Genomic DNA, 21,476 nt, shown 5'->3' on the forward strand with positions numbered 1-21,476 from the left:
ATTGACGCAGCCTCTAACAACTGTCACATTCACCAGTGTCAAGTTACGGGCACGTACCGCAGTCGGCGTGGACGAGGTGGGCGGTGGCATGACGACGGCAGTGACAGGTGAACTCTCCGCGCAGCTGCGGGGCTTCAGGCAGGTGCAACGCCTCGCCTACGAGTGCGCGGAGGCGGTCGCCGCACAGCTCCAGCCGGGGGTGACCGAGCGCGAGGCGGCCCGCATGCAGCGCGCCTGGCTGCGCGAGCGGGGCGTGCGGGACTGGTTCCATCTGCCGTTCGCCTGGTTCGGGGACCGCACGGCGTTCGTGAACTTCCGCATCCCGCTCCAGTTCTTCCCGACGGACCGGCGGCTCGAGCCCGGGATGCCGTTCATCCTGGACATGGCTCCGGTGTACGACGGCTTCACGGCCGACATCGGCTACTCGGGCTCCCTAGGGATCAACCCCGTCCAGGACAAGCTCATGGCCGACCTGGAGGCGCACCGCGAGCTGATCCTGCGCGAGGTGCGCGAGCGGCGCCCGCTGCGCGCGATCTACGAGGACGTGGACCGCCTCATGGTCCGCCAGGGCTACGCCAACCGGCACCGCGCCTATCCCTTCGGCGTGATCGCGCACAAGGTCGACCGGGTCAGACAGCGCCGCTGGTCACCGCATCTGTTCGGGTTCGGCACACAGTCCCTGAAGGGGCTCGCCTCCGACGCACTGCACGGCCACCGCGACGGCTGGTCCCCGCTGTGGTCGCCGTACCGCTTCTCCGACCACCCTCCGCAGCCGGGCCTGTGGGCGGTCGAACCCCATCTCGGTTTCCGGGGTACGGGCGCGAAGTTCGAGGAGATCCTGGTCGTCACCGACTCCAGGGACCCCGAGGAGAGCGCCTTCTGGCTGGACGACGATCTGCCGCACGTGCGGCGCTGGGCGGAGGACAAGTGACGGGCTTTTCCCAGTCGGTGCTTACGGGCGCGCGGGAGCGCCGGGTACGGACCGGCGGCGTGGAGCTGTGCGTGGCCGAGCTGGGGGACTCCGGGCAGCCGACGGTGGTCCTCGTGCACGGATACCCCGACAGCAAGGAAGTGTGGTCCGAGGTCGCCCCGCGGCTCGCCGAGCGCTTCCATGTCGTCCTCTACGACGTCCGCGGACACGGCCGATCGACGGCACCGCAGCCGCTGCGCGGCGGCTTCACCCTGGAGAAGCTCACGGACGACTTCCTGGCGGTGATCGACGCCGTCAGCCCGGACCGGCCGGTGCACGTCGTGGGACACGACTGGGGCTCGGTCCAGTCCTGGGAGTTCGTCACCGTCAAGCGCACCGAGGGCCGCATCGCGTCCTTCACCTCGATGTCCGGCCCGTCCCTCGATCACTTCGGGCACTGGATCAGCAAACGCGTCAAGCGACCCACCCCGCGCCGTGTCGGCCAGCTCCTCGGCCAGGGCGCCAAATCCTGGTACGTGTACCTGCTGCACACGCCCGTACTGCCCGAGCTCGCCTGGCGCGGCCCCCTCGGCAAACGCTGGCCGCGCATCCTGGAGCGCCTGGAGAAGGTGCCCGGCGGCGACTACCCGACGTCCTCACTCCCCACGGACGCGGCGCACGGCGCCTGGCTGTACCGGGACAACGTCCGGGCCAGACTGCGCAGGCCCCGCCCGGACGCCTACGCGCACGCGCCCGTGCAGCTCATCACGCCCCTGGGAGACGCGTTCCTGTCGGAGAGGCTCTACGACGAACTGGAGCGGTGGGTCCCGCAGTTGACCCGCCGCACGCTCCCGGCCAAACACTGGATACCGCGCACCCGTCCCGACCAACTGGCCTCCTGGGTCACCGAGTTCGTGACGGCCACCGAGGGAGGAAAGAACAGGGTGCAGGCGACCGGCAGGTACGCCGAGCGGTTCGGCGGGCAACTCGTCCTCGTCACCGGCGCGGGCAGCGGCATCGGGCGGGCCACGGCGTTCGCCTTCGCGGAGGCCGGAGCACGCGTGGTCGCCGTCGACCGGGACACCGAGGCCGCCGCCCGCACCGCGGAGCTGTCCCGCCTGGTCGGCGCCCCCGAGGCCTGGGCGGAGACGGCCGACGTCTCCGACGAACACGCCATGGAGAAGCTCGCCGAGAAGGTCGCCACCGAGTACGGAGTGGTGGACGTCCTGGTGAACAACGCCGGGATCGGCCTGTCCGGCTCCTTCTTCGACACCAGCCCGGAGGACTGGAAGAAGGTCCTCGACGTCAACCTGTGGGGCGTGATCCACGGCTGCCGGCTCTTCGGCAAGCAGATGGCGGAGCGCGGACAGGGCGGCCACATCGTCAACACCGCGTCGGCAGCCGCGTACCAGCCGTCCAAGGCGCTGCCCGCCTACAGCACCTCCAAGGCGGCCGTGCTGATGCTCAGCGAGTGCCTGCGCGCGGAACTTGCAGGCCAGGGAATCGGCGTGAGCGCGATCTGCCCGGGCTTCGTCAACACCAACATCACCTCGACGGCACGCTTCGCGGGCGTGGACGCCGAGGAGGAGAAGCGGCGCCAGAAGAAGTCGGCACGGCTGTACGGCATGCGCAACTACCCGCCGGAGAAGGTCGCCGACGCGATCTTGCGCGCGGTCGTGCGCAACGAGGCGGTCGTTCCGGTCACACCAGAAGCCAGAGGCGCCCACTTCATGTCCCGGTTCTCCCCGCGCGCGTTGCGGGCGATCGCACGCATGGAGCCACCGCTGTGAGTGGGCAGTTGCTCGGAAACCGCCGTGGCCGGTCGTTCAGCAGGGCGAAACGACCGGCACGGCCCGCAGCACCGGATGCCGTCGGCCGACGGCACGCCGGCGGACGGAGGCACTCACCATGCAAACGCCGTACCGGATAGAGGATTTGGCACACCACAGCGGCGCCACCGTCCGCACCATCCGCGCCTACCAGGACCGCGGCCTCCTCCCCCGTCCCGAGCGCCGCGGCCGCGCCAACCTCTACTCGGACGCACATCTCGCCCGCCTGCGCCAGATCGCAGACCTGCTGGACCGCGGCTACACCCTGGCCTCCATCAAGGAGCTCCTGGAGGCGTGGGACGCGGGCCGCGGCCTGGGCGGGGTGCTCGGGCTGGTGGCCGAGGTCGACGGCCCGTGGACCGACGAGGAGGCGGTACGGATCTCGCGCGCCGAACTGGACGAGCGCTTCGGCGGCGACCCCGACGACGCGGCGGTCGCCGACGCCGTGGAGCTGGGCGTGCTGGAGCCGGTTCCCGGCGACGAGGACTCCTTCCTCGTGCCGAGTCCCCAAGAGCTCGCTGTGGCCGTCGAGTTGTACGCAGCCGGTGTCCCGCTGGCCGCGATCTCAGGCCATCTCCGGGAGTTGAGGGGCCAGGTCGAGCACATCGCCGCCCGTTTCCTGGAGTTCACCACCGAGCACGTCTTCGCCCGCTACCTCGACGGACCGCACCGACCGACCGACGCGGACGCGGCCGAAGCCGCCTCGCTCGTACGGCGACTGCGGCCGCTCGCGCAGCAGACGGTGGATGCGGAACTCGCGCGCGCGATGCGCTTGTTGGCAGTACGCCATCTGCGACAGCAGCTCGGCTCCAAGGAACCCGCACCGGACCGCCCGACGTCACGCTCCGTGCCCTTGCCCCAGGAGACAATACGGGCGGTGGAAGGCCTGGTTGGCCCGGAGCGGGCGGCGGAGTTCATCCGCCTGGCGGCCGAACGAGAGGTAAGGGCAAGGGCGTTGGACGCGCTCACGTCAAGAGAGGTGCCCCCACTCGATCTTGACGAACACCACTGACGTGTAAGCAGAGTTGTCCACAGAACCGCCAAGTAGCCTGTGGATAACTACAGTTGGTTGTGGATCAAACCTACCCCCCAAAATAATCTGCGTGATCCACGTCTCTCCCGTCATGCTGACCGTATGGACGAAAGACGCATCGACGAAAGACGCACCGTAAAGGTGTCGAAGTACCTCTCGAAACACCTGCGCCACCAGCCCGAACGGATCGGGCTCACCCTCGACGAGGCGGGCTGGGTCGAGATCGACGTGCTGATCGCCGCTGCCGCCGCGCACGGCTTCCGCTTCACCCGCGAGGAGCTGGACCACGTCGTCGCCGTGAACGACAAGAAACGCTTCGCCGTCGAGGGCACCCGAATCCGCGCCAGCCAGGGCCACAGCGTCGAGATCGAGCTCGGTCTGGCCCCGGCCACGCCGCCGTCGTACCTCTATCACGGGACTGCGGCCCGCAACCTGGACGCGATCCGCGCCGAGGGGCTGCGGCCGATGAACCGGCACGACGTGCACCTCTCGCCGGACCGTGAGACCGCGACCCGTGTCGGTGCCCGCCGCGGCCGGCCCGTCGTGCTGTCCGTGGACGCGGCCGCCATGCACCGCGACGGGTACGTCTTCCACGTCAGCGAGAACGGGGTGTGGCTCACCAAGACCGTGCCGCCTCAGTACCTGCGCTTCCCTCAGCCGCACTGACGCACCGCCCCCGCCCCCTCGGCGCGTGGCCGTGCGACCGCGCACGGTGACTGTTTCGTCCGTTGTCACTGGGGCGGCTTAGTCTCGGGAACATGAGTCTGCGTCTGAGCACTGTGATCCTTCCGTACCGCCGGTGGCACGAGGGCGGCCGTTCGGCATGGCAGCGCGCGGAGCAGCTCGGCTTCCACACCGCGTACACCTACGACCACCTGTCCTGGCGCAGCTTCCGGGACGGTCCGTGGTTCGGTGCCGTACCGACTCTGACCGCGGCGGCGGCCGTCACCGACCGGATGCGGCTGGGCACGCTGGTGACCTCGCCGAACTTCCGCCACCCGGTGCCGTACGCGAAGGAGCTGATCTCCCTCGACGACATCTCCTCGGGCCGGTTCACTCTCGGCGTCGGCGCGGGCGGCAACGGCTTCGACGCCACCGTGCTGGGGCAGGAGCCCTGGACGCCGCGGGAGCGCGCGGACCGGTTCGCCGAGTTCGTCCAGCTCCTGGACCGGCTGCTGACCGAGGACGGCAAGGAGGGGCTGTCGTACGAGGGCGACTTCTACTCGGCGCACGAGGCGCGCAACATACCGGGCTGTGTGCAGCGTCCCCGACTGCCTTTCGCGGTGGCGGCGACAGGCCCGCGCGGGCTGCGGCTCGCTGCGCGGTACGGGCAGGCGTGGGTGACCACGGGCGACCCCAGGCTGTACGAGAACGGCACTTCTGAACAGTCGGTTCAAGCCATTCGCGGTCAGGCCGAGAAGCTGGCCGACGCCTGCGCCGAGATCGGCCGGGACGTGACGGGCCTCGACAAGATCCTGCTCACCGGCTTCACTCCGGACCGCGGCCGGCCGCTGGAGTCGCTGGACGCGTTCGTGGACTTCGCGGGCCGCCACCGTGAGCTGGGCTTCACGGAGATCGTGCTGCACTGGCCCGTCCCGGACTCCGACTTCGCCGCAGACGAGAAGGTCTTCGAGCAGATAGCCATGGAGGCCGCGGCCCAGCTCGGCTGAGCGGACGGGCTGTGACGGTGCTGATGAGGACGGTAACCACTCACATGTGCGGACTCCTGCACGGCCGTGCAGGCATATGCGGGAGAATGGGCGGGTGACCTCAGCGACTCGACAGCCCGAGACCCCGGCCGCCGCCGCTGCGCCGCGGCTCATAGCCACCGATCTCGACGGCACCCTCCTGCGGGACGACAAGTCGGTCTCCCCGCGCACGGTGGCCGCCCTCGCCGCCGCCGAGGACGCGGGCATCGAGGTCTTCTTCGTCACCGGCCGGCCGGCCCGCTGGATGGACGTCGTCAGCGACCACGTCCACGGCCACGGCCTGGCGATCTGCGGCAACGGCGCGGCCGTGGTCGACCTGCACGGCGGTCCGGGTGCCCACCGGTTCGTGAAGGTACGGGAGCTGGCCCGTGACAACGCGCTGGACGCCGTGCGGCTGCTGCGCGAGGCGGCGCCGGGCACGGTGTACGCGGTGGAGCAGACGTACGGCTTCCACCAGGAGCCGGACTATCCGAAGCTGCACATGGAGATCCCGGACAACCTCATGCCGGCCGAGGATCTGCTGGCGCCCGACGGGCCCGGATCCGCCGAGCCGGTCCTGAAGATCCTTGCGTACCATCCGACCCTCGACCCGGACGGTTTCCTCACCGCCGCCCGTCTCGCCATCGGCGACCGGGCCAACGTCACCCGGTCTAGTCCCAGCGCGCTGCTGGAGATCAGCGGCCCGGGTGTCTCCAAGGCGAGCACGCTCGCCCTGTGCTGCGCGGAGCGCGGTATCTCGCATGAGGAGGTCGTCGCCTTCGGGGACATGCCGAACGATGTCGAGATGCTCACTTGGGCGGGCCGGTCCTACGCGATGGGCAATGCGCATCCGGACGTCATCGCCGCAGCCTCGGGCCGCACGGTCGCCAACAACGACGACGGGGTGGCGCTCGTCATCGAGCGGATGCTGGCGGAGCGGCGTTAGCCGCCCGAAGTGATCGGGGCAGCGCTGGTCATGCGAGGGGAACGCCGCGTGCCGCCAGCCAGGGCACCGGGTCCACCGCGGAGCCCATCTGCGGCGTGACGCGCACCTCGAAGTGCAGATGCGGGCCGGTGGAGTTGCCGGTGGTGCCCGACTGACCGATCCACTGCCCGGTGTCCACCCGCTCGCCCTGGTCGACGGCGACGGCGGCGAGATGGGCGTACTGGGTGTAGTAGCCGCCCGGGTGCTGGATCACGATCTCGATGCCGAAGGCGCCCCCGCAGGACACGCTCACCACGCGTCCCGCGCCGACCGCCCGCACCGGTGTGCCGATCGGTACCGCGAAGTCCTGTCCGGTGTGCCGGTTCGCCCACCGGTCACCGCCGCTGCCGAAGCCGGCGGACAGTTCGTACGTCTCCACGAGCGCCACCCACGGCTGCGTGAGGTTCGTCGTGGGCTGTTGGAGCCGGACGGAGCCGCGGCAGCTGCCGGCCGCGACGGAGGCCTCCGCCTGCCCCTGCAACTGCCCTCGCGCCTCCTCGAGTTTGCGCTCGATCGTGTCTTTCACGGCGGCGAGCTCGATGTTCCGTTTCCCCAGCGCCTGCCACGCCGCTCTGGCCTTCGCCTCGCCGGCGGCGAAGCGTGCCTCGGCCCGGCGGCTGCGGGAGACGGAGCCGGCCAGGGCCAGATTCGCCTGCGCCAGGACGTGCTGGCTGCGCATCAGCGCGTCGGGGCTGTCCGCGAGGATCAGCTGCGCGGCCACCGGGAGACCGCCGCCGGTTCGGTACTGGGCGCGCGCCATCCTGCCCAGGTCCTCGTGCAGGCCGGCGATCTCCCGCCGTTCGCCGTCCAGCAGCGCCTGGGCCTGCTCGGCCTGCGCCCGCCGCACCTCGGCCTCCTGGCGACCCGCTTCGTACTGCTCCGTCGCCAGCGCCGCATCCTCGTAGAGCTGCGCGACCTGGGCACTGATACCGCTGCCGATCCCGTCTCCGTCGCCCACACCCATCGCCTCCGTGGGCCGGGCCACAAGGACGACGAGCGCACACAGCAGGGCCGGAAGGATCAGCGGATGACGGCGGAATGAGCGCATGTCAGCGATCGTGGCCCGACCGGCCGGGACGGGTCATGTTCAAGTCCTGCGCCTGGGGGAAGCAGCACCCCGGATGGCTCAGTACGGACGGATCGTGACGAGTCGGTACGGCGCTTGCGGCACCGTAACCGCTGCGCCCGTGCTACGACGGCGCTCCGGCCGGCAACTCCGTCTCGGCCTCCCGCTCCACCATCGCCCGCAACGGCCCTGGTACGGCGGCCAGTTCGGCGTACGTCCCGCGCTGCACCACCCGCCCCTCGTCCAGTACGACGACCTCGTCGACCGTCTCCAGGCCGGCGAGCCGGTGCGTGATGAGCAGCGTCGTGCGGCCCGCGGTGGCGGCCAGCAGGTCGGCGGTGAGGGCGTCGGCCGTCGGCAGGTCGAGGTGTTCGGCGGGTTCGTCGAGCACGAGCACCGGGAAGTCGGCGAGCAGTGCGCGGGCCAGCGCGAGGCGCTGTCGCTGTCCGCCCGACAGCCGGGCCCCGTGTTCGCCGACCAGTGTGTCGAGCCCGTCGGGCAGGCTGTCGGCCCAGTCCAGCAGCCGGGCCCGGGCGAGCGCGTCGCGCAGGTCGCCCTCGGTGGCGTCCTTCTGCGCCAGCAGCAGGTTCTCGCGTACCGAGCTGTCGAAGAGGTGCGCGTCCTGGGCACACAGTCCGACGAGCCGTCGTACGTCGTCGCCGTCGAGCGCGTGGGCGTCCACGCCGGCCAGCGTGTACGAGCCCGCGTCCGGGTCCAGGAAGCGCAGCAGCACCTGGGCCAGCGTCGTCTTGCCGGAGCCGGACGGTCCGACCACGGCGATCCGGCGTCCCTGGTGAAGGGTGAGGTCGAGGCCGTCGAGCGCATCCCGGTCCTGCCCTTCGTACCGGGCGGTCAGACCCTTCAGGGCGATGGGGAAGGGGGAGGCGGGGGCCTGGCGGGGCTGCTCCGGCTCGCGTACCGGCTCGGGCGCGTCCAGGACCTCGTACACGCGCTCCGCGCTTCTGCGCACCCGTTGCCGGTGCTGCACGGCGAGCGGCAGCCCGAGGACCGCCTCGAAGGCGGCCAGCGGGGTGAGGACGACGACGGCCATCGTCACGCCGCCCAGCCGCCCGTCGGCGACTGCCTGGGCGCCCACGAGGGCCGTTGCGGCGACCGTCAGACCGGAGAGCAGCGCGGTGAGTCCGTCGCCGAGCGCGGTGGCGGTGGCGGCGCGTGAGGCGATCCGGGTCAGCGTGCCGTCGGCGCGCCGTGCCTCGGCGGTACGAGCCGGCAGGGCGCCGGCGACGGTCAACTCCGCGGTGCCGGTGAGCAGGTCGGTCACGCGCGTGGCGAGCACCCCTCGGGCGGGGGCCAGCCGGCGTTCGGCGCGGCGGGCCACGGCACCGGTGACCAGCGGGACACCGGCTCCGGCCGCCACCAGCCCGACGGCGAGTGCGAGGCCGGCCTCGGGCAGCAGCCAGGTGGTGAAGCCGATGGACGCGGCGGACACGATCGCTGCGGATCCGGCGGGCAGCAACCAGCGCAGCCAGTAGTCCTGCAGGGCGTCCACGTCGGCGACGAGGCGCGAGAGCAGGTCGCCACGGCGGGTGCTGCGCAGCCCGGCGGGCGCCAGGCGCTCCAGCCGCCGGTAGACGGCGACCCTGGTGTCGGCGAGCATCCGCAGCACCGCGTCGTGCGACACGAGCCGCTCGGCGTACCGGAAGGCGGCCCGCCCGATACCGAAGGCCCGCGTCGCCGTCACGGCCACCATCAGATACAGCACGGGCGGTTGCTGCGAGGCTCGTGAGATCAGCCACCCGGAGGTGGCCATGAGCCCGACGGCACTGCCGAGCGCAAGGCTCCCGAGCAGCAGGGCGAGGGCGAGACGGCTGCGCCGGGGGCCGGACATGGCCCGGACGCGGGCGAGGACAGCGCGCGTGCCTGTCGTGAGACCGGTCGTCCCGGCCTGCACCGGGGCGGGGTCGGCGGCCTCGATGGGGGCTCCATCGGACCTCCTCACAGCTCCGGGCTCCACGGAAGAGGCGGGCGATGTGGGTTCCTCAGGCGCCGTTGCCATGTCCGCCGTTGCCATGTCCGCCGTCTCCAGTCGCACCACCCGGTCCGCAACCCCCAGCAGCGCCGGCCGGTGCACCACCAGCAGCACGGTCCGGCCCACCGCCAGCCGCCGTACCGCCTCCACGACCTCGGCCTCGGTGGCGCCGTCCAGAGCGGCAGTCGGCTCGTCGAGCAGCAGTACGGGCCGGTCCGCGAGGAACGCCCGGGCCAGCGCGAGCCGCTGCCGCTGCCCGGCGGACAACCCGGCCCCGTCCTCCCCGAGCAGGGTCTCGGTGCCCCGGGGCAGCGCGTCCACGAACCCCATCGCCCCGGCGTCGCTCAACGCTTGGCGTACGGCACTGTCGTCGGCGTCGGGCCGGGCCAGCCGTACGTTCTCGGTGATCGTCCCGGCGAACAGATGCGGCCGCTGCGGAACCCAGGCGATCCTCGACCGCCACTGCTCGAGATCGACCTCGGCGAGATCGGCTCCCCCGACCCGCACCTGCCCCTCGGCCGGCCGCACGAACCCCAGCAGGGCATTCAGCAGCGTCGACTTGCCCGCGCCGCTCGGTCCGACGAGCGCGACGGTCTCGCCGGGCTCAACGGCGAAGGACACGTCCGACACGGCATCCTCGGACCTCCCGGGATACCGAACCGTCACCCCCTCGAAGGCAATACCGCCCGCCGGCACGGGCGCCGTGCCCGACACCGGCACAGGCGTCTCCAGGACCGCGAAGATCTCCTCGGCCGCCGCAAGCCCCTCCGCCGCCGCGTGGTACTGCGCGCCGACCTGACGCAAGGGCAGATAGGCCTCAGGAGCGAGGACGAGGATGACAAGGCCTGTGTACAGGTCCATCTCACCGTGTACGAGCCGCATGCCGATCGTCACGGCGACCAGCGCGACCGAGAGCGTGGAGAGCAGCTCCAGCGCAAAGGACGAGATGAAGGCGATCCGCAGCGTCCGCATGGTCGCCTGCCGGTACTCGCCCGTGATGCGTTTGATCGACTCGGCCTGGGCCTTGGCCCGCCCGAAGACCTTCAGCGTCGGCAGCCCCGCGACGACATCCAGGAAGTGCCCCGACAGCCGGGACAGCAGACGCCACTGACGGTCCATCCGGGACTGCGTGGCCCAGCCGATCAGGACCATGAAGACCGGGATGAGCGGCAGGGTCCCCACGATGATCGCTGCCGAGACCCAGTCCTCGGTGACGATCCGGGCCAGCACCGCCACCGGCACGACCACCGCGAGCCCCAGCTGCGGCAGATAGCGCGAGAAGTAGTCGTCGAGGGCGTCGACTCCACGGGTGGCAAGGGCGACGAGCGATCCGGTCCGCTGCCCGCTCAGCCATCCCGGGCCCAGCTCGACGGAGCGCTGCAGCAGCCGCCCCCGCAGCTCCGACTTCACCGCCGCGCTCGCCCGGTGCGCCGCGAGCTCGGTGAGCCACGAGACCAGCGCACGGCCAACGGCGACGGCCGCCAAGAGCAGCAGGGGAGTGCGGAGTTCGGCAACCGACATCCCGTGCTGGAAGGCACCCACCACCACCTCGGCGATCAGCATCGCCTGAGCGATGACCAGCGCCGCACCGACCACGCCCAGGCCGACGACCGCCACCATGAAGAGGCGGGTGGCACGGGCGTATCGGAGCAGTCGCGGGTCGATCGGTTTCACGTGAAACACACCCTCTTCCTCAAGGGGCATGTTTCACGTGAAACATGCCCCAACTCGGACTCAGTGCACAGCGTCTGCGATGTGCTGCGTACCGATCCGCTTGCGGAACACCCAGTAGGTCCATCCCTGGTAGAGCAGGACGATCGGCGTGGCGATCCCCGCGCACCAGGTCATGATCTTCAGGGTGTAGGGGCTCGACGAGGCGTTGGTGACCGTGAGGCTCCAGTCCCCATTGAGCGAGGACGGCATGACGTTCGGGAAGAGCGACAGGAAGAGCATCGCCACGGCGGCCACGATTGTGATCCCGGACAGCGCGAACGACCATCCTTCGCGTCCGGCCTGATTCGCCACCAGGGCTGCGACCAGCGCGGCCACGGCCACGACGAGCGCGACCAGACTCTTGCCGTCGCCGCTGTCGACCTGCGTCCACAGCAGGAAGATCAGCGCCACCACGGCGGTGACGAGACCGACCACCGTCGCCAGCTTCCGCGCCCGCTCCCGGATGTCACCGACCGTCTTGAGCGCCGTGAACACGGCCCCGTGGAAGGTGAACAGCGTGAGGGTCACGAGCCCGCCGAGCAGCGCGTACGGGTTGAGCAGATCCCAGAAGGTGCCGACGTACTCGAAATTCTTGTCGATCTTCACGCCCCGCACGATGTTGCCGAAGACGACGCCCCACAGGAACGCCGGGATCAGCGAGGTCCAGAAGATCGCGGTCTCCCAGTTGCGCTGCCAGTTCTCCTCGGGCCGCTTCGCCCTGTACTCGAAGGCGACACCGCGCACGATCAGGCTGACCAGGATGATCAGCAGCGGCAGGTAGAAGCCGGAGAAGAGCGTGGCGTACCAGTCGGGGAAGGCGGCGAAGGTCGCACCGCCGGCCGACAGGAGCCAGACCTCATTGCCGTCCCACACGGGCCCGATGGTGTTGATCAGCACCCGCTTCTCGGGCCGGTTCCGCGCCAGCAGCTTGGTGAGGATGCCGACCCCGAAGTCGAAGCCCTCCAGGAAGAAGTAGCCGGTCCACAGGACGGCGATCAGAACGAACCAGACGTCGTGAAGTTCCATGACTCGATCTCCCTCGGCCTAGTACGAGAAGGCCATCGGCTTGTCGGCGTCACGGGTGTCGCCGCCGATCTTCGTGGGCGGGTTGAGGTCGGCCTCGGTGAGCTCGGGCGGGCCGGCCTTGACGTACTTCACGAGCAGCTTGACCTCGACGACGGCGAGGATGGCGTAGAGCGTGGTGAAGACGATCATCGAGGTGAGGACCTCGGCCTGGGAGACACCGGGGGAGACCGCGTGCCGGGTCTGCAGGACGCCGTAGACCACCCACGGCTGTCGGCCCATCTCGGTGAAGATCCAGCCCCATGAGTTGGCGATCAGCGGGAAGCCGAGGGTCCAGATCGCCACCAGCCAGTACAGCCTGCTGAGCTTGGGGCTGAGTGCCTTGTTCCTGAAGAGGACCAGATGCGGCACCTCGTCGTCGCCGACCCTCAGATGCTGCGCCAGCATGAACTTCTTGCGGGTCAGCCAGAGTCCGACCAGGCCGATGGCGAAGGACGCCATGCCGAAGCCGATCATCCAGCGGAACGCCCAGAAGGTGACGGGGATGATGGGCCGGTAGTCGCCGGGACCGTACTTCTCCTGCTCGGCCTTGTTGGTGTCGTTGATGCCGGGGACGTACGAGTTGAAGTTGTCGTCGGCGAGGAAGGACAGCAGGCCGGGGACCGACAGTTCGACGGAATTGTGACCCTTGCTGACGTCGCCGTACGCGAAGATCGAGAACGGCGCGGAGTTCTGGCCGTCCCACAGCGCCTCGGCGGCAGCCATCTTCATCGGCTGCTGCTTGAACATGACCTTGCCGAGCGTGTCGCCGCTGATCGCGGTGAGCAGACCGGCGATGACGACGGTGACCAGCCCCAGCCGCAGCGAGCTCTTCATCACGGAGACGTGCTTCTTGCGGAACAGGTGGAAGGCGGCGATGCCGACCATGAACGCGCCGCCGGTCAGGAAGGAGGCGGAGAGCGTGTGGAACGCCTGGGCGAGCGCGGTGTTCTGGGTGAGCACGTGCCAGAAGTCGGTGAGCTCGGCACGCCCCTTCACCTTGTTGATCCGGTAGCCGACGGGGTGCTGCATCCAGGAGTTGGCCGCGAGGATGAAGTACGCCGACAGGATCGTGCCGATCGAGACCATCCAGATGCAGGCGAGATGGATCCTCTTGGGCAGCTTGTCCCAGCCGAAGATCCACAGGCCGATGAAGGTCGACTCGAAGAAGAACGCGATCAGGGCCTCGAAGGCAAGCGGGGCGCCGAAGACGTCACCGACGAAGCGCGAGTAGTCGGACCAGTTCATGCCGAACTGGAACTCCTGCACGATGCCGGTGACCACACCCATCGCGATGTTGATCAGGAAGAGCTTGCCCCAGAACTTGGTGGCTCTGAGGTACTTCTCCTTCTCCGTGCGCACCCAGGCCGTCTGTAGGCCTGCCGTGAGGGCGGCGAGCGAGATCGTCAGGGGGACGAAGAGGAAGTGGTAGACGGTGGTGATGCCGAACTGCCAGCGCGCCAACGTCTCCGGCGCCAGAGCCAGATTCACGTCGTCAGTCTCCTTAGGTCGCCGTGGTACAGCGGCAGTTTGCCCCTTGTGTGACACGCATCATCGGAGCAACGGGACACGCTTGTGAACGCGTTCACATTCACAAGCAATTATGACCCACTGATTTTCGACGCACGCAGCGGGGGTGGTGTCTCCTCCGTCACGTCAACCCCTTGGCAGCGACTTCAACATCTTGTTGAATTGCCTGCCGTGCAGATACGGATCTCGTGGCCCGCCGGCCACCTCACCGCGACCCTCGACGACACCCCGACCGCCCAGGCCCTCACCAAGGCACTGCCCCTCGCCTCCACCGCCCGCACCTGGGGCGAGGAGGTCTATTTCGACACGGGCGTCTCTGTTCCACGTGAAACAACGGCCCGACAGGTCGTGGACCCCGGCACGGTCGCCTTCTGGACCGACGGCGACGCCCTGGCACTCCCCTACGGCCCCACCCCGATCTCGCGAGGCTGGGGGTCCCCCCGAACGGAGTTTGGGGGAGAGTGCCGCCTCGCGAGCCCGTGCAACGTTCTGGGCCGCCTCGACGGCACCCCCGCGCTCCTCGCCACGGTCCGCGACGGCGACCCGGTGCGCGTGGAAGTCGTAGACGGCTGACGCCGGTTCACAGCTCCTTGCGGAACCCTTCCGCCACCTTCAGGAAGATGTCGTTCGCCTCGGTCTCCCCGACCGTCACCCGCACACCCTCGCCCGGGAACGGCCGGACCACCACGCCGTGCTGCTCGCACGCCGACGCGAACGCGACCGTGCTCTCCCCCAGCCGCAGCCACACGAAGTTGGCCTGGGTCTCGGGCACCGTCCAGCCCTGCGCACGCAGCCCGTCGACCACGCGGTTGCGCTCACAGACCAGCGAGCCGACCCGGCCCAGCAGTTCGTCCTCGGCCCGGAGCGAGGCGATGGCCGCCTCCTGCGCAAGCTGGCTCACGCCGAACGGCACCGCCGTCTTGCGCAGCGCCGCCGCCACCGGCTCATGGGCGATCGCGAAGCCGACCCGCAGGCCCGCCAGGCCGTACGCCTTGGAGAACGTGCGCAGCACGCAGACGTTCGGCCGCTCGCGGTACAGCTCCACGCCGTCCGGTACCTCGCTGTCGCGGATGAACTCGCGGTACGCCTCGTCCAGCACGACCAGCACGTCGCCGGGCACCCGGTCGAGGAACCGCTCCAGCTCGGCGCGCCGTACCACCGTGCCGGTCGGATTGTTGGGGTTGCAGACGAAGACGAGGCGCGTCCGGTCGGTGATCGCATCCGCCATCGCGTCCAAGTCGTGCACATCGCCCGGGGTCAGCGGCACCTGCACCGAGGTCGCGCCGCTGATCTGCGTGATGATCGGGTACGCCTCGAAAGACCGCCAGGCGTAGATGACCTCGTCACCAGGGCCACTGGTGGCCTGGATCAGCTGCTGGGCGACACCGACCGAACCCGTGCCGGTGGCCAGATGGGAGAGCGGGACGCCGAAGCGGTCCGACAGCTCGCTCATCAGGCCTGTACAGGCCATGTCCGGGTAGCGGTTGAAGGACGAGGCCGCGGCCGTCACCGTCTCCATCACACCGGGCAGCGGCGGATACGGGTTCTCGTTGGAGGACAGCTTGTAGGCCACCGGGCCCGCCGCCGCGGCAGGCTTGCCCGGCTTGTAGGTGGGGATACCCTCCAGCTCGGCGCGCAGCTTGGGGCTCGTCTCGCTCACCGCAGTCCTCCTCATGACCACCACCGGCTTCCAATACTGCTCACCTTATGAGGATTCGGCGCCGCTGCGTACAGCTGAGGACAGACCTCATCCGTCACACGCACATCAGGGGCATCACCGCCCGTAGCAAGACGAACCGGGGGGCGCGGTCACATATATCTATGCGCCGGTGGCTCGCGCCCTGGCGCGCATCGCCCATCAAGGTGAGTTGAGACCTCTTCGAAACATCGGGGACTTGGCAGGCCCATGCGCGCCGACAAGTCACGTAGTTCCATTGGATCGTTCAACTGACTTTGCTTCAAAGGCAGTTGACGGTATATGACCTTGCAGAAACGTGCCTGTCAACGCGTGCATATGCGTCCGCCCTACCCCACTCCATGAGCCCTACTATCGGCTCGCCATGACAGCAGCAGGGAAGCACCAGGTGAGCCGCGCGGAAACCTCACGCCGAGGCAGCCGGCCGGGCCGGGCGGGCATCAGAGACGTTGCCGCCGCCGCCGGAGTCTCCATCACGACCGTCTCCGATGCCCTCAACGGCAAGGGCCGGCTCCCGGACGCCACCCGGCGCCATGTCCGCGAGGTCGCCGACCGGCTGGGTTATCGCCCGTCGGCAGCGGCCCGAACCCTCCGTACCGGCAAGTCGGGCCTCATCGGCCTGACCGTGACGACCTACGGGGATGAACCTTTCACCTTCACCGAGTTCGCGTACTTCGCCGAGATGGCGCGCGCCGCCACCTCGGCCGCGCTCGCCCGCGGTTACGCCCTGGTCATCCTGCCCGCGACCTCCCGCCACGACGTGTGGTCGAACGTCGCGCTGGACGGCACAGTCGTCATCGACCCCTCCGACCAGGACCCGGTGGTCAGCGAACTGGTCCGGCAGGGCCTGCCCGTCGTCTCCGACGGCCGCCCGGCCGGCTCGCTGCCGGTCACCGCATGGGTCGACAACGACCACGAAGCCGCCGTACTCGGCATCCTCGACCACCTGGCCGATGCCGGCGCACGCCGCATCGGACTGCTGACGGGGACCTCGACCGACACGTACACCCACCTGTCGACCACGGCGTATCTGCGCTGGTGCGAACGTGTCGGACAGGACCCCGTGTACGAGGCCTACCCGGCGCACGACCCGTGCGCGGGCGCCGTCGCCGCCGACCGGCTGCTCGCCCGGCCCGACCGGCCCGACGCCGTCTACGGCCTGTTCGACCCGAACGGCACCGACCTGCTCGCCGCGGCCCGCCGCTACGGCCTGCGGGTACCGGACGACCTGCTTCTGGTCTGCTGCAGCGAATCCACCGTGTACGCCAACACCGAACCGCCCATCACCACACTCTCACTGAAGCCGCGCCGCATCGGCACGGCCGTGGTGCAGCTCCTCATCGACGCGATCGAGGGGGTCGAATCGGACCAACCGGTCGAGCAGGTGATACCGACGGAGCTGATCGTGCGTACCTCGTCCCAGCGACGTCCGCCGCGTACGACGGTCAGCGCGCCGCGCTCGCCCGAAGAGGAGTAGAACAGAGGCCGTTAGCAGGCGGTCGAAGCCCTGCCCAATCGGGGCGAAAGCCGCGGTGAACTGGACTCTTCCTCCGATTCACCACCCCTGGGTCATCACATGGCGCGATCGGCATTCCTATGATGGGCCCACGACACCGCGGGCCGCTGCGACCAGGCAGTCCGAAGCGGTGCAGATGCGGCGCGATGGTGGAGGGGTCTGATGACTCAGGGGGCCGGTCAGGGACCCGAGACGGAGCGGACGGCGACGTTGCGCGACTTCCGGGTACCGGCGTATGTCCACGAGACCGGTCCGTACGGCCACAGCACACACCCCGGCGACGTCGCCAGACCCGTCGAGGAGCCGGCCGACCACCCGGAGGGGTACACCCCGACACAGCGCGACCTGCCGGTCATCAACCGCGGTGACACGCTTCAGGTGTCCGTCGACCCCGCATCCCTCCCCGTCCCGCAGCAGACCGACGGCGCGGGCCCGCTGTACGTCGTCGGTGATGTGCACGGCTATCTCGACGAGTTGCTGGCCGCCCTCCAGGAGCAGGGCCTCATCGACGCCGCGGGGAACTGGTGCGCGGGCACCTCCCGGCTCTGGTTCCTCGGCGACTTCACGGACCGCGGCCCGGACGGCATCGGCGTCATCGACCTCGTGATGCGCCTGTCCGCGGAGGCGGCCGCGGCCGGCGGCTACTGCAAGGCGCTCATGGGCAACCACGAACTGCTGCTGCTGGGCGCCAAGCGGTTCGGCGACACCCCCGTCAACTCCGGTGCGGGCACCGCCACCTTCCAGGCGGCCTGGCTGCTCAACGGCGGCCAGAAGACCGACATGGACCGCCTCCAGGACCATCACCTCCAGTGGATGGCCCGCCTCGACGCGATCGAGGAGGTCGACGGCTATCTGCTGGTCCATTCGGACACCACCGCCTACCTCGACTACGGCGACTCGATCGAGGCCGTCAACGACACCGTCCGCGAAACGCTCACGCGCAACGACGCGGACGAGTGCTGGGATCTGTTCCGCAAGTTCACCAAGCGCTTCTCCTTCCGCGACGAGGGCGGTGCAGACGCCGTACGGTCCCTGCTGGATACGTACGGCGGCACGCGGATTGTTCACGGTCACAGCCCCATTCCGTATCTGCTGGGCGAGGTCGGCTCGGAGGAGGGCGAGGACAGCGCCGGGCCCGTGGTCGAAGGACCGCACGTCTACGCCGAGGGCCTCGCCATCGCGATGGACGGCGGAGTGACCATGGCCGGAAAGCTGCTGGTCCAGCAACTGCCGCTGGATATCTGAACGTTCACAGGGCAGGCGTCCCCCCATGGAGGAATCGCGATAAACGGCGCAGGCCAGGGCCCAATTTCTTCAAACCCCCTGTCACCGTGTGCCTTCGCCGCTCTACCATCGGCTTATCCGTAGCAGGCTCCCCTCCGTTTCTGCCCGACGGCTCGTTGGCATGCGAGCCCCAAGCCCTACGGAGCATCGGGGGATGCACATGAACAGCGTTCCGCAGCACCTGCTGAGCGAGGACCGCCAGGAGTACGAGCGGGTCCTCGATGAGGCGCTGCGCTCCGCCCCAAACCGCCCGGAACTGGCCGCTGTCGGCAAGCGGCTCAACCCCGAACAGCTGCGCACGATGGCGCTCAACGCCACCGCACTCATCACGGTGGCCGCGGCGGCCGAGTACCAGCACTACGTGAAGGTCCGCGAGGAACTGCGCCAGCCGGCGCCGTCCACCCCGCCGTCCACCCGTGAATCCGGCTCTGCGGAGCCGGGCGCGGCGGCGGTGGGGCTCGCCACCACCCTCGGCGAGGCCGCCGAGCCGGCCGGCGCGGGCGCCGTCGCCGTCGCCGCCGTCCTCACCCCCGTCCTCGCCGGAACAGCTGCGGTGATCTTCCTGCTCGTCGGATACATCATCAGGTCGCTTGAGCCCAAACAGGTGTTCGGCAAAACCATGATCACCGCCGGTTGGGTGTTCGGTGCCATGACCGCGGCCGCGATCCTCGTCGCCGCTGTCGGGCTGCTGCTCACCGCCCTGCGCAACCAGCCCTCGCTCGAGTCCGGACCGTACGGCGAACTGAGCGGGGAGGTGGCCCTGGCCAGGGAAGCCTGGCGAGAAGCGCTCCTGGAGCGCGGCATCATGCCGTTCCTCCGGGAGGCACTCGCCGACCCCGGCACCGCCGCGGCGCTGCACCGCGCCACTCCGCCGACGCCGACCAGTCGCATGCCTCACCTCGGCTACGACCGGCCGGGCTTCAGCAGCCCGGACGACGGCTCGGCCCCCGGCTCACGCCCGAGCTTCACCAGCCCGGACTACACCAGCCCGGACTTCGGAGGCCCGGAACACCAGCCGGAGTAACCGTCGGCTTGCGCCCCCCGCATCAGAAAGGCCCGTCAGGGCCCGCAGGGGGAGCGCAAGCCGAACACCGATCCCGCGACGGCTCCGCCCTACGGCAACTCACGCCGAAGAGCGGGACCGTCTTCCCCGTCGAAGGAGCCACTCACACCGGCATACGTCAGTCCGCGATCGGCAGGTACACCCTGTTGCCCGCGGCCGCGAACTCCTTCGACTTCTCCGCCATGCCCTGCTCGATCTCCGCCCGGCTTCCGCCGTGTTCACGGCGGATGTCCTGGGAGATCTTCATCGAGCAGAACTTCGGACCGCACATCGAGCAGAAGTGGGCGGTCTTGGCCGGCTCCGCCGGGAGGGTCTCGTCGTGGAACTCCCGTGCCGTGTCCGGGTCCAGGGCGAGGTTGAACTGGTCCTCCCACCGGAACTCGAAGCGGGCGTCGGACAGCGCGTCGTCCCATTCCTGCGCACCGGGATGCCCCTTGGCGAGATCGGCTGCATGGGCGGCGATCTTGTAGGTGATGACGCCGGTCTTGACGTCGTCACGGTTGGGCAGGCCCAGGTGTTCCTTGGGCGTGACGTAGCAGAGCATGGCCGTGCCCCACCAGGCGATCATCGCGGCACCGATGCCAGAAGTGATGTGGTCGTACGCCGGCGCGACGTCCGTCGTCAGCGGGCCGAGCGTATAGAACGGAGCTTCATCACAGATCTCCTGCTGAAGGTCGATGTTCTCCTTGATCTTGTGCATCGGGACATGTCCCGGGCCCTCGATCATGGTCTGTACGTTGAAACGCTTGGCGATCCGGTTGAGTTCCCCGAGCGTGCGCAACTCCGCGAACTGCGCCTCGTCGTTGGCGTCCGCGATCGACCCCGGCCGCAGGCCGTCGCCCAGCGAGTACGTGACGTCGTAGGCGGCCAGGATCTCGCAGAGTTCCTCGAAGTTCTCGTACAGGAACGACTCCTTGTGGTGCGCGAGACACCACGCGGCCATGATGGAGCCGCCGCGCGAGACGATGCCGGTCTTGCGGTTCGCGGTGAGCGGGACGTACGGCAGACGGACGCCCGCGTGGACCGTCATGTAGTCCACGCCCTGCTCGGCCTGCTCGATGACGGTGTCCTTGTAGATCTCCCAGGTGAGCTCCTCGGCGCGGCCGTCCACCTTCTCCAGGGCCTGGTAGAGCGGCACCGTGCCGATGGGGACGGGGGAGTTGCGCAGTACCCACTCGCGGGTGGTGTGGATGTTGCGACCGGTGGACAGGTCCATGACCGTGTCGGCGCCCCAGCGGGTCGCCCAGGTCATCTTCTCGACCTCCTCCTCGATGGAGGAGGTCACCGCGGAGTTGCCGATGTTGGCGTTGACCTTCACCAGGAACCGCTTGCCGATGATCATCGGCTCGATCTCCGGGTGGTTGACGTTGGCCGGCAGCACCGCGCGGCCCGCCTCGATCTCCTCGCGGACCACCTCGGGCGAGACGTTCTCCCGGATGGCCACGTACTCCATCTCCGGCGTGATCTCTCCGCGGCGGGCGTACGCGAGCTGGGTGACCGCCTTGCTGTCGCGACTACGGCGCGGCTGGCGCGGCCGGCCCGGGAAGACCGCGTCGAGGTTCCGCAGACCGCCTCGTGGAGAGGTGTGCTTGATCCCGTCGTCCTCGGGACGGGCGGGACGGCCCGCGTACTCCTCGGTGTCACCGCGGGCGATGATCCAGTTCTCGCGCAGCGGGGCGAGCCCCCTGCGCACATCGGTGTCGACGAGCGGATCGGTGTACGGGCCCGACGTGTCGTACAGCGTGACCGACTGCCCGTTGGTGAGATGCACCTGACGGACCGGCACCCGCAGATCGGGGCGTGAGCCCTCGACATATGCCTTGTGCCAGCCTATGGACTTCCCGGCCTCCTGGGACTGTTCGCCCTGAATGGGCTGTTCGTCCTGGCTGGAGGCAGGCGTGCGTGCGTCCTTGTTGGTCATGAGACCTACTCCCTACGCCGGCATTACCCGGTAACAGGTTCGGCGGTCGACGCAGCGGTTTCCGTCTGTCGACGTTTCGTGGGGAACATCACTCGACTTCGGTGCTGTTCCACGTGAAACATCGCTGGGACGGAGGTCAGCGCCCTCTCAGCCCGGTGCTCCGAGCTCCCGCGTGTGCAAAGGTGCCTCC

16 protein-coding genes and 1 riboswitch are annotated in these 21,476 nt (G+C 69.4%); of the genes, 10 read left to right on the forward strand and 6 right to left on the reverse strand.

Features of this window, described 5'->3' with window-relative positions; translation table 11 throughout:
• Nucleotides 1-88 precede the first annotated feature (88 nt).
• From IH68_RS0124415 to IH68_RS0124440, 6 genes are all read left to right on the forward strand, one after another.
• The gene (locus IH68_RS0124415; protein ID WP_030938766.1) at nucleotides 89-931 is read left to right on the forward strand and encodes a M24 family metallopeptidase; all 843 of its coding nucleotides are present in this window, start codon (nucleotides 89-91) and stop codon (nucleotides 929-931) included.
• The gene (locus IH68_RS0124420) at nucleotides 928-2,700 is read left to right on the forward strand and encodes an SDR family oxidoreductase (protein WP_030938769.1); all 1,773 of its coding nucleotides are present in this window, start codon (nucleotides 928-930) and stop codon (nucleotides 2,698-2,700) included. The genes IH68_RS0124415 and IH68_RS0124420 overlap by 4 nt, the downstream gene beginning before the upstream one ends.
• 118 nt (nucleotides 2,701-2,818) lie before the next feature.
• Nucleotides 2,819-3,751, forward strand: coding sequence for a MerR family transcriptional regulator (locus IH68_RS0124425; RefSeq protein WP_030938772.1), 933 nt, complete (start codon nucleotides 2,819-2,821; stop codon nucleotides 3,749-3,751).
• 123 nt (nucleotides 3,752-3,874) lie between these two features.
• Complete coding sequence (locus IH68_RS0124430; protein WP_030938776.1) at nucleotides 3,875-4,438, forward strand: RNA 2'-phosphotransferase; 564 nt, start codon at nucleotides 3,875-3,877, stop codon at nucleotides 4,436-4,438.
• Between the two features lie 92 nt (nucleotides 4,439-4,530).
• Entirely contained in the window at nucleotides 4,531-5,442 is a 912-nt protein-coding gene (locus IH68_RS0124435) for an LLM class flavin-dependent oxidoreductase (protein ID WP_030938779.1), read from the forward strand.
• Nucleotides 5,443-5,518: 76 nt separating this feature from the next.
• Nucleotides 5,519-6,406, forward strand: coding sequence for an HAD hydrolase family protein (locus tag IH68_RS0124440; RefSeq protein ID WP_199931915.1), 888 nt, complete (start codon nucleotides 5,519-5,521; stop codon nucleotides 6,404-6,406).
• Between the two features lie 28 nt (nucleotides 6,407-6,434).
• On the opposite strand, the gene IH68_RS0124445 is transcribed toward IH68_RS0124440, so the two are convergent.
• The 4 genes from IH68_RS0124445 to IH68_RS0124460 all read right to left on the reverse strand — a co-directional run bounded on the left by IH68_RS0124445 (nucleotide 6,435) and on the right by IH68_RS0124460 (nucleotide 13,767).
• Nucleotides 6,435-7,493: a M23 family metallopeptidase gene (locus IH68_RS0124445; protein ID WP_030938785.1), complete on the reverse strand. Its 1,059-nt coding sequence runs from the start codon at nucleotides 7,491-7,493 to the stop codon at nucleotides 6,435-6,437.
• 142 nt (nucleotides 7,494-7,635) lie between these two features.
• Entirely contained in the window at nucleotides 7,636-11,175 is a 3,540-nt protein-coding gene (gene cydD / locus IH68_RS0124450; protein ID WP_030938788.1) for a thiol reductant ABC exporter subunit CydD, read from the reverse strand.
• A 60-nt stretch (nucleotides 11,176-11,235) separates the two neighbouring features.
• Nucleotides 11,236-12,240: a cytochrome d ubiquinol oxidase subunit II gene (gene cydB / locus IH68_RS0124455; RefSeq protein WP_030938791.1), complete on the reverse strand. Its 1,005-nt coding sequence runs from the start codon at nucleotides 12,238-12,240 to the stop codon at nucleotides 11,236-11,238.
• A gap of 18 nt (nucleotides 12,241-12,258) precedes the next feature.
• A complete protein-coding gene (locus IH68_RS0124460; protein ID WP_030938793.1) occupies nucleotides 12,259-13,767 on the reverse strand; it encodes a cytochrome ubiquinol oxidase subunit I in 1,509 nt (502 codons plus the stop codon).
• A 210-nt stretch (nucleotides 13,768-13,977) separates the two neighbouring features.
• Here IH68_RS0124460 and IH68_RS0124465 point away from each other — a divergent pair, with 210 nt between their 5' ends.
• Complete coding sequence (locus tag IH68_RS0124465; RefSeq protein WP_030938795.1) at nucleotides 13,978-14,379, forward strand: cyclophilin-like fold protein; 402 nt, start codon at nucleotides 13,978-13,980, stop codon at nucleotides 14,377-14,379.
• Between the two features lie 7 nt (nucleotides 14,380-14,386).
• Here IH68_RS0124465 and hisC read toward each other — a convergent pair whose 3' ends face one another.
• Complete coding sequence (gene hisC, locus IH68_RS0124470) at nucleotides 14,387-15,466, reverse strand: histidinol-phosphate transaminase (protein ID WP_030938799.1); 1,080 nt, start codon at nucleotides 15,464-15,466, stop codon at nucleotides 14,387-14,389.
• 400 nt (nucleotides 15,467-15,866) lie between these two features.
• On the opposite strand from hisC, the gene IH68_RS0124475 reads away from it, so the two are divergent.
• The 3 genes from IH68_RS0124475 to IH68_RS0124485 all read left to right on the forward strand — a co-directional run bounded on the left by IH68_RS0124475 (nucleotide 15,867) and on the right by IH68_RS0124485 (nucleotide 19,326).
• Nucleotides 15,867-16,979 (forward strand): LacI family DNA-binding transcriptional regulator, encoded by a 1,113-nt coding sequence (locus IH68_RS0124475; protein WP_030938801.1) that lies wholly within the window; start codon nucleotides 15,867-15,869, stop codon nucleotides 16,977-16,979.
• Nucleotides 16,980-17,180: 201 nt separating this feature from the next.
• Entirely contained in the window at nucleotides 17,181-18,263 is a 1,083-nt protein-coding gene (locus IH68_RS0124480; RefSeq protein WP_030938803.1) for a metallophosphoesterase, read from the forward strand.
• Between the two features lie 193 nt (nucleotides 18,264-18,456).
• Entirely contained in the window at nucleotides 18,457-19,326 is an 870-nt protein-coding gene (locus IH68_RS0124485) for a hypothetical protein (RefSeq protein WP_030938805.1), read from the forward strand.
• Nucleotides 19,327-19,483: 157 nt separating this feature from the next.
• Here the strand turns inward: IH68_RS0124485 and thiC are convergent, their stop codons facing one another.
• Nucleotides 19,484-21,286 carry a phosphomethylpyrimidine synthase ThiC gene (gene thiC / locus IH68_RS0124490; protein WP_030938807.1) on the reverse strand — a complete coding sequence of 601 codons (1,803 nt, stop codon included), beginning with the start codon at nucleotides 21,284-21,286 and terminating at the stop codon, nucleotides 19,484-19,486.
• Nucleotides 21,279-21,468, reverse strand: a riboswitch (TPP riboswitch). (Overlaps the previous gene by 8 nt.)
• Nucleotides 21,469-21,476 lie beyond the last annotated feature (8 nt).

The organism is Streptomyces sp. NRRL S-646 (genome assembly GCF_000720765.1).
Classification (GTDB): domain Bacteria; phylum Actinomycetota; class Actinomycetes; order Streptomycetales; family Streptomycetaceae; genus Streptomyces.

What these genes read in the sequence shown, in the direction of transcription:
- IH68_RS0124415 (WP_030938766.1), top strand. Translation starts at nt 89, where the DNA reads ATGACGACGGCAGTGACAGGTGAACTCTCCGCGCAGCTGCGGGGCTTC.
- IH68_RS0124425 (WP_030938772.1), top strand. Translation starts at nt 2,819, where the DNA reads ATGCAAACGCCGTACCGGATAGAGGATTTGGCACACCACAGCGGCGCC.
- IH68_RS0124430 (WP_030938776.1), top strand. Translation starts at nt 3,875, where the DNA reads ATGGACGAAAGACGCATCGACGAAAGACGCACCGTAAAGGTGTCGAAG.
- IH68_RS0124435 (WP_030938779.1), top strand. Translation starts at nt 4,531, where the DNA reads ATGAGTCTGCGTCTGAGCACTGTGATCCTTCCGTACCGCCGGTGGCAC.
- IH68_RS0124440 (WP_199931915.1), top strand. Translation starts at nt 5,519, where the DNA reads ATGCGGGAGAATGGGCGGGTGACCTCAGCGACTCGACAGCCCGAGACC.
- IH68_RS0124445 (WP_030938785.1), bottom strand. Translation starts at nt 7,493, where the DNA reads ATGCGCTCATTCCGCCGTCATCCGCTGATCCTTCCGGCCCTGCTGTGT.
- cydB (WP_030938791.1), bottom strand. Translation starts at nt 12,240, where the DNA reads ATGGAACTTCACGACGTCTGGTTCGTTCTGATCGCCGTCCTGTGGACC.
- IH68_RS0124475 (WP_030938801.1), top strand. Translation starts at nt 15,867, where the DNA reads ATGACAGCAGCAGGGAAGCACCAGGTGAGCCGCGCGGAAACCTCACGC.
- IH68_RS0124480 (WP_030938803.1), top strand. Translation starts at nt 17,181, where the DNA reads ATGACTCAGGGGGCCGGTCAGGGACCCGAGACGGAGCGGACGGCGACG.
- IH68_RS0124485 (WP_030938805.1), top strand. Translation starts at nt 18,457, where the DNA reads ATGCACATGAACAGCGTTCCGCAGCACCTGCTGAGCGAGGACCGCCAG.
- thiC (WP_030938807.1), bottom strand. Translation starts at nt 21,286, where the DNA reads ATGACCAACAAGGACGCACGCACGCCTGCCTCCAGCCAGGACGAACAG.